The sequence below is a fragment of the Bacillus cereus group sp. N14 genome (assembly GCF_016483555.1).
In the GTDB taxonomy this organism is placed as follows: domain Bacteria; phylum Bacillota; class Bacilli; order Bacillales; family Bacillaceae_G; genus Bacillus_A; species Bacillus_A wiedmannii.
Map to the genome: position 1 here is coordinate 1 of NZ_JAEHBQ010000130.1, position 240 is coordinate 240.

A 240-nucleotide genomic window follows, 5' to 3' on the forward strand; every position below is an offset into this window, starting at 1 on the left:
TATGCTTTTTCTGCTTCATTTTAGGCTGTTGTTTTTTCTCCTTTTTCGGCATCATATTTGGCATTTGATTATTATCCATTATCGGCATCATATTTGGCATTTGATTATTATCCATGATTGGCATCATATTTGGCATTTGATTTTTATCCATGATTGGCATCATATTTGGCATTTGGTTGTTATCCATTATCGGCATCATATTTGGAATTTGGTAGTTATGCATGATTGGCATGGGATTTG

1 pseudogene is annotated in these 240 nt (G+C 33.3%); it reads right to left on the bottom strand.

The window, feature by feature from the left end:
* Window positions 1-240 (bottom strand): annotated as a pseudogene (locus JDS82_RS29405) (peptigoglycan-binding protein LysM); the annotation flags it as partial.